Below are 12922 nucleotides of genomic sequence, written 5' to 3' on the forward strand. Positions count from 1 at the left end.
AAAATGGAAAATTCGAATGTGAATAAACGAAAAGAACTCTTTGACACTATTTTGCAGCTATTTTTTATCTTTCTGGTTGTTGGGTTTTGTCTTACATTGCTAATGCCTTTTTTTATGCCAATCCTTTGGGCAGCAATATTAGCTGTGGCATTTTATCCTTTATTTAATTTTCTGCAAAGAATATTAAAAGGACGAAAAACGTTGGCAGCTGTAATCATAACAATTGCAATTATTGCTATAATGTTAATGCCAGTAATATATGCCTTAAAAGCTGCAACGTCCAATTTTTTAGAATTGAAAACCGAGTTTGAGGCCGGAACCCTTAAGATTAGTCCGCCTAAACCTTCGATTAAAGAATGGCCTATAGTTGGCAAACCTCTTTACGAGTTTTTGCATTCAGCATCAACAGATATAGAACAGAGTGTCGTTAAGTATCAGGATCAGATTAAAGAATTTTCCACCAAAATTATGGGAAGTATTTTAAGTTCAGGTGTTGCTTTTTTGCAATTTATCCTTTCGGTCATTATTGCCGGAATTTTATTGGTTTCACCCGGAGCAAAAACTATGGTCCATAAATTTCTAAAAAAGATTGCCGGAACTGAAGCAGATGAAATTATGACCATTTCAACTTCTACCATTTATCAGGTGGTGAAAGGAATTTTGGGAGTGGCTATTATTCAAACGCTCATTCAGGCATTTGGATTGTTTTTAGCCGATATTCCGTATGCTGGAATATTGACCTTGATTTGTCTTGTTTTTTCTATTTTACAGATAGGCCCCATTATCATAAATATTGGAGTTATTGTATATCTTTTTTCTACCGGAGATTCCGGTTATGCGATTGGGTGGACTATCTTTTTTATCATAAGCGGACTTTCAGATAATGTTTTGAAACCACTTTTATTGGGTAAAGGCGCTTTGGTGCCGATGTTAGTAATCTTTTTGGGCGTTATTGGCGGATTTATAATGTCAGGATTTATAGGATTGTTTGTTGGTCCGATCGTATTTTCAATTGGTTACAAATTGTTTATTGCCTGGCTCGATGATCATCATTATACAACTCCTCAACCGGAAATAATTGAACCGGATCCTACTATTGAATAATGTCTATTTCTCCTAATAATCAAAACAAAATCCCATTTCATATCGAAATGGGATTTGTTTATAAATTTATGTCTGAAATCTTATTTACTATTCTTTAAAGCCGTTAATAATTCGACTAAATCTACAACGGCATAAGTAGAAGAATAATCGGAGACGGCGTATGGCAATATCAGACTGTTGTTATGAATAATGGCACCACAGGAATAAACAACATTTGGAACATAACCCTCGCGTTCATCTTCCAAAGGAGAAAGCAAAGGTTCTTTCAATCTTCCAATTTCCTTTGATGGGTCATCTAGATCAAATAAAGATGCTCCAATACAGTAACGTCGCATTGTACCCACACCATGGGTAATTACAAGCCATCCTTCTGTTGTCCAAAGGGGCGATCCGCAGTTTCCAATTTGGGTAAATTCCCAGGCAAAGCGCGGTTCCTGAAGTAGGATAGGAGTATTCCATTGCGTAACCCTGTCTGAATACATGATGTAGTTATTAACGCCATCAATACGTGAAAGCATGGCATATTTTCCTTTGATCTTTCTCGGAAATAAGGCCAGATTTTTATTTTGTGCACCCACTCCATGCAAAGGCATTACCCTAAACGTATAAAAATCTTCAGTAGAAATAAGTTTTGGCAAGATAGCGTGACCATTATAAGCTGTATAAGTGGCCAATACACGATGAGAATCATCATGATCATCATCAAAACGAACAAAACGCGCATCTTCTATACCACGACTTTCAGACTCAGATATTGGAAAAATAACACGCTCTGTAATATCAGAATCATGTTGAAAAGACAAATCATAAAAAGAATTAGCCAGCCAGATTATTTCTTCGAGTGCGGTTCTTCTTTCCTGACTGATAGATGGATCGCTTAAACCTGTTTTCACCAGAGCTTTTAATACCGCATATTCAAATTCATTTGGTAATTCCTGCATAATTTGGGCGATGTATTTATCATCGGTATGCATTTCATAGAGTTTCATTGAGAAGCGCTCCTTGTTATACAAGGTTTTATGTTCAATTTCGGCTTTGTCAATATGATGCCCAATTTTCATTACCTGAAGATTGTTGTTCCGATCAAGAATTGCTCTTCTAAAAACAATGGACGAAATATGACCTTCACCTGTTGCCCTGAAAGAAAGAATGACACGTTTTTCGCCCATTTCTAAACCTGTCTGGTCAAAATCTTCTATAATTGACGGATTAAAAATAGCGGCAGATTCAATGGCATATTCCATGGTACAGTAGGAGCCTATCAGCATCTTTCGATCCAGGGAAATAGCTTCGTAATCTACCTGCATTCCTTCGATTATAGGTCTGATTTTCTCGCAATGTTTTAAAAATATGCTTGAAATATTCCGATGTCGTCTGGCAAATTCCCTAAGTGTTTGTTCCAGAGTTTGTAAAACCTGTTTTTCATCCAGCATCATTATCCGCATCACCATTTGTTGGGTTCTTTCATCGCCATTCATAAAATATCGGGCAACAACTCTTTTGGAATCTGGTGTAAATACTATGTTTTTTCTAATGATGGGTACTCGCATATTTTTATTTTTTTGTTAGATAAAAGTCGGTCCAATTTTATTCCTAAATGGATAAAACGACTTTAGTTATTTTACTTTATGTTTCTTTTTTTTAGAGAATTAAGAAGCATATCTATTTTAAAACGGCTTAACTGTGTATTAATAGCTCTATACAAGTTAGTGATTTTGCTAACGAAAAAAACTTAAAATTTTATTAAAACTCCATGCATTGCCTTTCACTTTACAAATTTTAGCTTTTTGAAAAAATCAATTTATAAAGTCTGATTTTAATAAAGGGGTATTTCAAATTTACAAAAAAGAATAAAATTAATTGTATAAATATTTGATTTACAGTAGATAAATTTTGAAGCTTGTTTTTAAATAGAAAAGAAAGAACGTTTGAGACATAAAAAAAGGGACAAATGATTTTTTCACTTTGTCCCCATTAATAATTTTGAACGAATAATTAAACCTTTTAAGTTTACTCTTTATACAAAATGATAACTGCTTTGTAACCCTTACCAACATTCCATTGGCTAGATTCGATTACTTCGCCTTTATCATCATAAACCTGAAATTCAGCTGTATTTGGTGAAGCAGAACCTTCATTTAAAGCTTCAAAATCAATTTTGTTGATCCCTTTAACTAAATTTATTTTGAATCCTTTATAACTTCCGTCAAGAATTACTTCAGGTTCAATAACTTTATCATTCAGATACACTTTGATCTTATCGCCGTCAACAAAAGCAGCATCTCTGTAACGAATTGTAGAGGTAAAAGATTTCGTTACAAAACCACCTAAATATTCATTTCTTCTATAAAAAATACCTTCTACATTGGCTTCTCTTTTATAAAGAATATTATTATTGAAAAGTTCATCCGGATTTATTTTTAAAACAATCGGCTCTTTTGAAAGAGGCAGAGGCTCGTCTGTTGGCGGAGCTTCTGTTGGCGGAATCACTTCTTTATTTTCTGAATTTTTAGGTTGGATTGATTGCTGTTTTCTATTGAGCTCATCTTGTGCAAGTCCATGCACTGAAACACCAATCATCATAACTAAAAACAAAATCTTTTTCATACTTTTTTTCTATTTTATATATATAAGTTAATATTAGATTTAACCTAATAACCTAAACATTTAATTAAACTTTTTATTGTCTTTATGACGAACTGATTGTCAAAAAGAGTGTTGTTTTATAGATTATTTAACAACTATTGACTTTTTAAAAAGCTTCTCCAATTCTGAAATAAATTCCCCAGTCATCTTTTCCAACGGCCGCATCCAGTCCTACATTAAATTTTACGGTTTTAAAAGCTTTGTAACGGTATCCTACGCCGGCACCCGGATACATTTTCCAGTTGAAATCGGGTGTATCAGAACCATAAATGGTGGCAAGACCCGCAAATCCAACAACGCCCATCTTTTTACTAAAATTGTAGCGATATTCACTTTGTATCGCCATTAGTCCGTCGCCGCGATATTTCCCTTCAGAATATCCTCTGATGTCTTCTCCGCCTATGGTAACCTGTTGTTCAAATGCAATAGCACCCAATCCGAATTTACCTGAAAAACGCGCTGCCAAAACATCGGTTCCACTACGCATCGGAATGTATTTATTGTATTCGGAGAGGATTTTATTAGCATTGACATCATTTCCAAACCACTCCGGATAAGTAAGCCATCGCATTCTTATTTTTTCTCCTTTCGTAGGATAATAAACAGCATCACGAGTGTCATACAATACAATTGCCTGTAAGCCATTTGTATGTGTTTTTGAAGCGGGTTGTACGTCATCTTCATAAGTAGTATCATAATGTGCGTATGCATAACCGATGCCACCATATAAAGATTTGATTATTTTTCGTTGAACACTAAAATTTAGAATAGTAGTTTTGGTTCCATAATCATAAAAATCAGGTGCATCAATATCATCCATATAAAATTGAGAATTATGATTTCCTGTCATGAAGAAAAACGTGGCGCGCCAACTATCTTCTTTAAAATAAAACTTATTAAATAAAGCTAGAAAATAAGATTTATTAGTAGTGTAAATAGCTGATACTCCAGATAAAGTTTTAGGAGAAATTGTATCCGCTGGATTTATTTTGTACATCATCATGGGAATAGCTCCAAACATAAATTCAAGATTTCTATTGTAACTGATGTAGGGCATTACATTAAAATCGATATTTTTTTTGGGTTTGACAGCTATTGCAGTACTATCGATTGATTTCGTTTGCGTCCATGCCAGTGAGCAACATAAAGACAAGATTATTGATAATAAAATTTTCTGCATTTGGTTTCTTTTGAAAATTATGAATCAGTACTTATTAGACTATTTTCCTTTTTGATTTACTATTCCATTTCGCAAAGGATTATTATAAATATACGTAGAATTATTTATAAAGAACTGAATTATAGTGTTTCATTGTTTTAAATAAAGGATTTAGACCAATGTTTCCAGATGAAATCTTGTATGAAAAAACATCTGCATAAACTGCAGATGTTTTCAAGTAAAATGAAAATAAGTAATAAAGTATGCTGCTATTCAGCTGCAACCCTATTTACTGTATTTAATGCAACATCATTTAGCACACAATCGGCTTCTTTTTCTTCTGCCAACGTTTGCGTTAACAATTTTGCTACGTCATTTTCGCCAAGTGTTTTGGCGAAGGCACACAAAGTACCGTAGGACGCAATTTCATAGTGTTCGATTTTTTGTGAGGCCGCAATGATACCGGCATCTCTCACGGCTCCCGGAACCGTTTCCTGCAAAATGCTGTCGCCTTCTTTAAGCAGTCCTGCCATTGCTTCACATTTTTTTCCTTCCGCACTTTCTCCAAGGAGTTCAAAAACTTTTTCTAATCTTTTAACCTGGTTTTCGGTTACAGAAAGATGTTCTAAAATGGCACTGGTCAGCGCAGGAGATGTGGCATTTGACGCCATTTTTGGCAAAGCGGTGACTAGTGCATTTTCTGCCCAATAAATATCTTTAAGACTATCAATAAAGAAATCTTTTAGCTCTGAAGCGGCATCGGCAGAAGGAGATACAATATTATGTTTACCATTTTTATTAACGGCAGTTTTAACCGGAGTGGGTTTATCTGAATTTTTCATATGAGTTATATTTTAGTGTTAGTTGTATAAATTTTCTTCACGTTCCCAAATACGATGATTAGCCATAGCGTTTATAAAGTCAAGTGCAAATGTTTCAGTTGCCGGATCGCTGTATAAAATAATGCCTGAATCATCGTTATTAAGTTTTGAAGCAAATGGTGTTTCACTTAGTACTCCAATTGCTTCACCATCGGCACCAATAACTTTGCAGTGTTTGTAAGCATCATTTAGAAACTCAAGAACATCATCATTTTTCGCCAAATCATTTAGGCCTTCGCTATGTGGAATATAAACAGCGTCAAATAGTACTGATGATGTCGTCAGTAAACTAAAATCAACCGGAATTGCACCGCCTTCGTCAGTAAGAACAGATCCGAGGTTTTTAGCAATTATAAATCCTTTGGCATCTTCTTTTAATAATATATTTTTCATGTTCATCACGGACGCCGCAGAAACGCCATTGGCGCAAAGTATAGCTACTTTTCTGGAAGCTATTGTGGGCGTATTCGTTGGGTTTTTGATCATCGAAAGGGCATCAGACGATTTTACCGATGAATCTATAGAACGCGGTTCCTGATTTCCCATTTCATTTTCTGGAGAAACACCTTTGTTTATAGGAGTTTCAAGAATTGGCGGTACTGAAGTTCCTAGTCCTTCAGCCACTTTTTCGGCTAGCTGCATGTCTACCTGAGATAAAAGCCCAAGCATTCTGACTCTGATCGCAGCTGTTTCTACTTTGCCCAATTCAAAACGCAACGCTTTTACAATATGACTTTTTTCTGTTGGAGTCTGACTGTTGAAGAATAATTTTGCCTGACCAAAATGATCTGCAAAACTTTCGCTTCTTTCTCTCACTTTATGCGCGTCTACACGTTCATTAAAACTTGAAAATCCGCCTTCTTCAATTTTTGCCTGAAAAGGACATCCTCCGCCAAGCGAATTTGGATGATAACTCACACGGCCCTTATTAATTTCCTGACGCATATGCCCGTCGCGTTGATTGTTGTGAACCGGAGCAACACTTCTGTTAATTGGAATTTCATGAAAATTAGGACTTCCTAATCTTGATAATTGTGTATCGGTATAAGAGAATAATCTTCCCTGAAGAAGCGGATCATTTGTAAAATCAATTCCCGGTACAACATGCCCCGGGTGAAAAGCAACTTGTTCTGTTTCGGCAAAAAAGTTGTCCGGATTTTTATTTAATACCATTCGGCCAATTATTTTTACAGGAACAAGTTCTTCGGGAACAATTTTGGTTGGATCCAGTAAATCAAATTCATATTTGTGTTCGTCTGCTTGCGGAATGATTTGAACGCCTAATTCCCATTCTGGGAAATTTCCGCTTTCAATTGCTTCCCATAAATCCTGTCTATGAAAATCGGGATTTTTACCTGAAATTTTCAGGGCTTCATCCCAAACTACGGCATGTGTTCCTAATTTTGGTTTCCAGTGAAATTTCACAAAAACAGATTCGTTTGCTTCGTTAATTAATCTGAAAGTATGCACGCCAAAACCTTCCATCATTCGATAACTTCTTGGAATAGCACGGTCTGACATCGCCCACATAATCATGTGCATGGATTCCGGCATTAGTGAAATAAAGTCCCAAAACGTATCGTGTGCGGAAGCGGCTTGCGGAATTTCATTGTGTGGCTCCGGTTTTACGGCGTGAATCAGATCCGGAAATTTTGAGGCATCCTGAATAAAAAATACAGGAACATTATTTCCTACCAGATCATAAATTCCCTCCTGAGTGTAAAATTTAACGGCAAATCCTCTTACGTCACGCGCAAGATCGGTTGAACCTCTAAAACCTGCAACGGTCGAAAATCGAACAAAAACAGGCGTTTTTAGTCCGGCTTCTTTTAAAAATCCGGCCTTAGTTAATTCAGGAATTGGGTTGGTAACTTCAAAATAACCATGAGCCCCGGATCCACGTGCGTGTACAATTCTTTCCGGAATTCTTTCGTGATCAAAATGGGTGATTTTTTCTCTTAATATAAAATCTTCGAGTAGGGAAGGTCCGCGTTCACCAGCCTTAAGTGAATTGTTATCGTCATTAATGCGAACGCCCTGATCGGTAGTCAGGAATTTATTAGTTCCATCTGATTTATTTTGCAATAAATCACGCTGTTTTTCGTCTTGTAAATTTTTCATAAACTGTAAATTTTGATTTATTTTTAATAGTTTAATGTCGGAGTACCAAGGGTTTGTATTCAAGGTTTCCAAATTTACTCCATGTATTTGCCAACTTATTATAAGATTGTTTTATAAGGTTGTACAATTACCATGATAGAGAAAAGCATGTCAATGTATTGCTAATCAAATATTTCTATTTGATAAATACCAAGTGGTTTAATCGTTAAGATGCAATCCGTCTTATATAAATAAAAAGCAGTATCGTAGCAAAAACAGAGAGAAATCCGTTTTGCCAGTTTTGAAAGTGAGCATGACTCTGTAAGATTGAAGATATTCAGGAAGAGCTTAGGTTTCTAAAGCTGCTAAAATTGCTGCAATTGAAAAGTGAGCTCCACAAACAAATTCGTCAGCAGCTCCGTAATACATGGTAATTTTATCACCATCCACAACATGGCCATTAGTAAAAACGACATAACCGAAAAAGCCACTCAGTTCGTAATTTTCCTGTGGACTCATTATAGGTTCTACTGTACGTGCAATAACTTTAGACGGATCCTCAAGATCCATTAAAAATGCGCCGAGACAATATTGGTGTTCCGCATTTGCTCCGTGATAGATTTCGAGCCAGCCTTTGTCCGTTTTAATGGGCGCTGCTCCGGCACCAACTCGGGCACTATCCCAAAGTCCCATGCGTGTACCCAAAAGAAATTGATGATTTCCCCAATGAATTCCGTCTGGAGATTCGGCTAGCCAAATATAGTTGCCACCAATCTGTGGGCTTGACGGTCGATGCAAAGCATAAAATTTGCCGTTTATTTTTTCTTCAAAAATGGCAACATCCTTATTATGGGGAGGAAATATCATGCCTTTTGTGTCAAAATTTTTCCAGTCTTTGGTGGTACGCAATCCAACACCTACACCGTTGGATGAAACGGCTGTATAAGTTATATAAAAAGTATCTTCAAGATAACTTACCCGCGCATCTTCAATGCCAAATTGTTCTAGTATTCCAGAACCTACAAGTGAATTAAAGCCCTCAGGAGTATAAAAATGAACCCCATCATCGCTGCATAACAGGCGAAGATGGGAGAGTGTCGTTAAATAATCAAGTCCTTTATATTGAATTACTCTGGCATCTGTAGCAACCAGATCAGGATCATTAAGCGGTATTTCAATAATTTCAATTTTGCCTAAAGCGTTTACAACAGGAAAAAAGATAACGCCTTCTTTTTGTGCAATACTTTCTGCCACTCTTACCAACAGCCAGGTTTTTCCTTCGAAAACAAAAACACCCGGATTTAAAAGGCTTATAATTTGTAATTCTTCGCTGCTTGCCTCCAAATCTTTTGGCATCAAAAGCGGATTCTCTGGAAATCTTTGTGCAATGTCGCTCATAATTTATGGGTTTAAATTAATTAGGAATAAGAAGCAGGCTTAACTGAGTTTTAGAAATTAAGGAACATAAAAATACGCATTTTTGCCGTTATCTTCTTTTATATAATAGGAGTTTAATTTTTCAATATTGACATTTCGTTTAAAATAAAAGGAAAATTCTACTTTATCTATGTTGTTGTAAATCAGTATAATAATATGTGTTTTAAACTATGAATCTGCTTTTCTTACTAATTGATTAGTTAAATTACTAACAAATTAGTTTGTCTACTAATTAATTAGTAGTATCTTGCGTCAAAATTTTTAAACCATGATAAAACTAGCAAAACGAGAAGAACAGATCATGCAGGTGTTTTGGGATTTGAACAAAGCCTTCATACGAGATATTATTCCATTGTTACCAGATCCGAAACCGCATTATAATAGTGTGGCTACAATTGTGAAGATATTAGAAGAAAAAGGTTTTTTGAATCATGAAACGGCCGGTAATATGCATTGCTTTTTTCCGGTGATCAGTAGGGAAGAGTATCAGCAATTTGCACTGAAGGATATTGTGAGTCAATATTTTGATAATTCTTATCCGCGAATGCTGGCGTTTTTTGCCAAAGAGCAAAAATTGACCGAAACAGAATTAGATGAAATCGTGCACCTCATTAAAAAAGAAAAGATATGATACCTTATATTTTATATTCAGCGCTTATTCTTACTGCCTGTTTGGTATTTTACAAACTGCTTTTGCAAAAAGAAACGTTCTTTCATTTAAACAGGTTTGTATTGCTTTCCTGCATGGCATTGGCTTTTATTTTACCATTAGTTCCGGTTCCTCAGCAATTTTCCTTTAGAAAAATTGCTGTAGAAAAACCTGTAATAGTAGCGAAAACTCCAGTTAACGCTAATGTAACTCCAACAGTAAAAGAACAGCCAGTACAACCAACGCTTGTTGAAGAAACTAAACAAGTAATTAATATTGAGTCAATTGTTCAGTTGTTGGTTTATTTGTATTGGTTTGGCGTAATTGTCTTTGGACTTAACTTTTTGATGCAGGCGGTTATATTGTTTTACAGAGCCTATTCCACGTCGGTTATTCAGGATGGAAAGTTTCGTATTATCGAAATAACAGGCGATAAGGCGCCTTGTTCTTTTGCTAATAATATTTTTATCAATCCGGAGAAATATGAATGGGAAACCTATAATCAGATTTTGCTTCACGAAAAAATTCACATTGAGCAAAAGCACACGATTGATCTTCTGCTTGCTGAGATCGTTCTTATATTCCAGTGGTTTAATCCTTTCGCATGGCAATGGAGAAAAACGTTAGAAATCAATCTTGAATTCCTGACAGATGATCAGATGCTGCAGCAAGATGTGGTTGAGAAAGAAAGTTACCAGTTTAGTTTGCTAAAGGTAGCAGCACCCCAATTCCCTTTGAGTCTTACAACTAACTATAATCAATCATTATTAAAAAAACGAATCATCATGATGAACTCAAAAAAATCAAACGTGCACACCACCTGGAAATATTTTTTCCTGGTGCCAATTATGGTGCTGTTTGCCTGCCTTTTTAATCAACCGGCAGCGCAAAGTCAAACTCTTGCTTCTAAAGAGAAACAAGGAGAGCATTCAAACAATCAGGGCGGAATGGAAACCGAAGGAAGTTGGTTTGCTACTATCAAAGGTAATTCCGTAAGTATTCAATTTAAGAGCGACGAGAACAATTCTAATAGTACTTTTCAATTAGATGAATTTAATGATCTTCCAAAAGACAAGCAAGGTACTTTTACCTTAACGCGTGAAGCAGGAACAATGACTTTTACTGGTAAATTTGAAGGTAATAATGGAATGGGAAGCTATAAATTTACAGCCAACAAAGACTATCGTACAGCAATGAGCAAAGAAGGAATTGATCTTGAAGACGATGAAGATTTTATCGTTTTCTTTATGATCAACATCAAACAATCTTATGTGCAAATGCTTAAGAAAAATGGTTACAGCAATCTGGATAAAGATCAGATTATTCCTCTTGCGGCATTAGATGTAAATGAAGCCTATATTACTTCAATCAAACAAGTAGTTCCTGATATTGATTTAGAAAACCTTGTTCCTTTTAAATCGTTAAATATAGACAAAGCTTATATCGAAGAGATTCGTAAATCTGGTTATAAAGATCTTAGTCCGGGTAATATTATTGCATTGAAATCTCAAGGGGTAGATGCAAAATATATTAAGGATTTCCACAGTTCTACTAATTCTAAAAAGAATAACAAAGATGCAGAAGACGAAGAAGATAAAGATGACGACGTTATTGCGTTTAAATCATTGGGCATTGATCAGGCCTTTATTTATTCCTATAAAAAAATAGGCTACAATGATCTTTCGAACGATGATTTGATGGCTTTGAAGTCGTTAAATGTTACACCTGAATACATAACTAGTTTTAAGAAAGCAGGTTATAATGATATTAAAGCAGAAGACTTATTTGCTTTGAAATCATTAAATGTAACACCGGAATTAATTTTACAATATAAGGATCTTGGTTTTAACGACTTGAATCTTGATGATGTAGTGGGAGCAAAAGCAGTTGGTGCTACACCTTCTTTTATTAAATCGATGAAAGGAAAAGGACACGATTTTAAAAACTTAGATAAATATATTTCATTAAAAGCTGTTCTTGGTGGTAATTAAACATAAAAAATAAATCAAGTTGTAAGACAAAACAAGGCCCAAACCGAAAGGAATGGGCTTTTTTATGATTTAAACCCACTCTTCCGAAGTGGTATAATCATCCGGTAAGTAGGTGAGATATTGAACCATTCTTGGATTTTCGCCTTTGTTTGCTGTTGCACAATGTGGTAGCGCATTATTCCAGATTATAAAATCCCCTGCATTACCAATGATAGGTTTAGCTTCTAATGTTTTAATGGCTTTTTCTCTTGGGTTTTCATTTGGTTGAAGGTTATCGAGCCAATAATTTATTTTATTATTAAATCCCGGAACACAATGAAAAGCACCGTCATTAATACCGCAATCAGTTAGATAAAGCAAACCCTGAAGACCGAATTTAATAGGTTGTTTTAAGCTGGTATCCCAATGAAGCGGACTTCCCATAAAAACGAAATTTTCAGTCTCAGGCGGATTAAAACTTACTTTGTCAATGGTTTTGTATATTTTATCTGTGCCATAAAGCTGTTCATAAGCTTTTTTTATCCTCGGAGAAAATCTGTTTTTATTTAAGGTTTCATGATCCGAAAAATTAAGCATTAAGCCTTTTTGATTTTGATTTCTTTTATACCAGGTTTCTTTTTTGTTGGGATCCATTTCTAAGAAATCCCATATGGCTTGTTGTGTCGCTTCGCAATCTTTTTTTGAAATAGCATTTTTTACAATGACATAACCGTTTTTATCCCAAAATAGAAGATCTTTTTCTGAGAGAACGTTTTCAATGAAATCTTCAGCTGCTGTATTTTCGTTTTTTGTCCGATTATGGATCCAGTTTTTGAAAGTATCAAAATCAGGATTTTCAAAGTATAAAAATTGTAAAGTATCTTCCATGCTAATCCCCAGATGGTACAGGGATTTAATCTCATCGTTCCAGGTTTACGTATAATCTGAAGCAGGAAATTCGGAAGGGTATAGTGTG

Annotated in this window: 10 protein-coding genes; 3 read left to right on the top strand and 7 right to left on the bottom strand. The window is 35.3% G+C overall.

What is annotated here, in order from left to right; translation table 11 throughout:
* The first annotated feature begins 3 nt into the window (after positions 1-3).
* On the top strand, positions 4-1104 hold the full coding sequence (locus tag IRZ99_RS03235; protein WP_194655895.1) for an AI-2E family transporter: 1101 nt from the start codon (positions 4-6) through the stop codon (positions 1102-1104).
* 80 nt (positions 1105-1184) lie between these two features.
* On the opposite strand, the gene IRZ99_RS03240 is transcribed toward IRZ99_RS03235, so the two are convergent.
* The 6 genes from IRZ99_RS03240 to IRZ99_RS03265 all read right to left on the bottom strand — a co-directional run bounded on the left by IRZ99_RS03240 (position 1185) and on the right by IRZ99_RS03265 (position 9288).
* On the bottom strand, positions 1185-2654 hold the full coding sequence (locus IRZ99_RS03240) for a glycoside hydrolase family 130 protein (protein ID WP_194655896.1): 1470 nt from the start codon (positions 2652-2654) through the stop codon (positions 1185-1187).
* A gap of 460 nt (positions 2655-3114) precedes the next feature.
* Positions 3115-3711, bottom strand: a complete 597-nt coding sequence (locus IRZ99_RS03245) for a hypothetical protein (RefSeq protein WP_194655897.1) — start codon at positions 3709-3711, stop codon at positions 3115-3117.
* A 145-nt stretch (positions 3712-3856) separates the two neighbouring features.
* Complete coding sequence (locus tag IRZ99_RS03250) at positions 3857-4930, bottom strand: BamA/TamA family outer membrane protein (protein ID WP_194655898.1); 1074 nt, start codon at positions 4928-4930, stop codon at positions 3857-3859.
* 248 nt (positions 4931-5178) lie between these two features.
* Positions 5179-5751: a ferritin-like domain-containing protein gene (locus tag IRZ99_RS03255; protein ID WP_194655899.1), complete on the bottom strand. Its 573-nt coding sequence runs from the start codon at positions 5749-5751 to the stop codon at positions 5179-5181.
* Positions 5752-5769: 18 nt separating this feature from the next.
* The gene (locus IRZ99_RS03260) at positions 5770-7911 is read right to left on the bottom strand and encodes a catalase (protein WP_194655900.1); all 2142 of its coding nucleotides are present in this window, start codon (positions 7909-7911) and stop codon (positions 5770-5772) included.
* Positions 7912-8238: 327 nt separating this feature from the next.
* Complete coding sequence (locus tag IRZ99_RS03265; protein WP_194655901.1) at positions 8239-9288, bottom strand: glycoside hydrolase family 130 protein; 1050 nt, start codon at positions 9286-9288, stop codon at positions 8239-8241.
* 307 nt (positions 9289-9595) lie between these two features.
* Between IRZ99_RS03265 and IRZ99_RS03270 the strand changes: the two genes are divergently transcribed.
* Together IRZ99_RS03270 and IRZ99_RS03275 are read left to right on the top strand one after the other, a co-directional pair.
* Positions 9596-9958, top strand: a complete 363-nt coding sequence (locus tag IRZ99_RS03270) for a BlaI/MecI/CopY family transcriptional regulator (protein ID WP_026983956.1) — start codon at positions 9596-9598, stop codon at positions 9956-9958.
* The gene (locus IRZ99_RS03275; protein ID WP_194655902.1) at positions 9955-11967 is read left to right on the top strand and encodes a M56 family metallopeptidase; all 2013 of its coding nucleotides are present in this window, start codon (positions 9955-9957) and stop codon (positions 11965-11967) included. Before IRZ99_RS03270 ends, IRZ99_RS03275 begins: the two co-directional genes overlap by 4 nt.
* A gap of 69 nt (positions 11968-12036) precedes the next feature.
* Here the strand turns inward: IRZ99_RS03275 and IRZ99_RS03280 are convergent, their stop codons facing one another.
* A complete protein-coding gene (locus IRZ99_RS03280) occupies positions 12037-12834 on the bottom strand; it encodes a phytanoyl-CoA dioxygenase family protein (RefSeq protein WP_228519001.1) in 798 nt (265 codons plus the stop codon).
* Between the last annotated feature and the right edge of the window lie 88 nt (positions 12835-12922).

The organism is Flavobacterium sp. LC2016-12, from assembly GCF_015351595.1.
In the GTDB taxonomy this organism is placed as follows: Bacteria; Bacteroidota; Bacteroidia; order Flavobacteriales; family Flavobacteriaceae; genus Flavobacterium.

What these genes read in the sequence shown, in the direction of transcription:
- IRZ99_RS03235 (WP_194655895.1), top strand. Translation starts at nt 4, where the DNA reads ATGGAAAATTCGAATGTGAATAAACGAAAAGAACTCTTTGACACTATT.
- IRZ99_RS03240 (WP_194655896.1), bottom strand. Translation starts at nt 2,654, where the DNA reads ATGCGAGTACCCATCATTAGAAAAAACATAGTATTTACACCAGATTCC.
- IRZ99_RS03245 (WP_194655897.1), bottom strand. Translation starts at nt 3,711, where the DNA reads ATGAAAAAGATTTTGTTTTTAGTTATGATGATTGGTGTTTCAGTGCAT.
- IRZ99_RS03250 (WP_194655898.1), bottom strand. Translation starts at nt 4,930, where the DNA reads ATGCAGAAAATTTTATTATCAATAATCTTGTCTTTATGTTGCTCACTG.
- IRZ99_RS03255 (WP_194655899.1), bottom strand. Translation starts at nt 5,751, where the DNA reads ATGAAAAATTCAGATAAACCCACTCCGGTTAAAACTGCCGTTAATAAA.
- IRZ99_RS03260 (WP_194655900.1), bottom strand. Translation starts at nt 7,911, where the DNA reads ATGAAAAATTTACAAGACGAAAAACAGCGTGATTTATTGCAAAATAAA.
- IRZ99_RS03265 (WP_194655901.1), bottom strand. Translation starts at nt 9,288, where the DNA reads ATGAGCGACATTGCACAAAGATTTCCAGAGAATCCGCTTTTGATGCCA.
- IRZ99_RS03270 (WP_026983956.1), top strand. Translation starts at nt 9,596, where the DNA reads ATGATAAAACTAGCAAAACGAGAAGAACAGATCATGCAGGTGTTTTGG.
- IRZ99_RS03275 (WP_194655902.1), top strand. Translation starts at nt 9,955, where the DNA reads ATGATACCTTATATTTTATATTCAGCGCTTATTCTTACTGCCTGTTTG.
- IRZ99_RS03280 (WP_228519001.1), bottom strand. Translation starts at nt 12,834, where the DNA reads ATGGAAGATACTTTACAATTTTTATACTTTGAAAATCCTGATTTTGAT.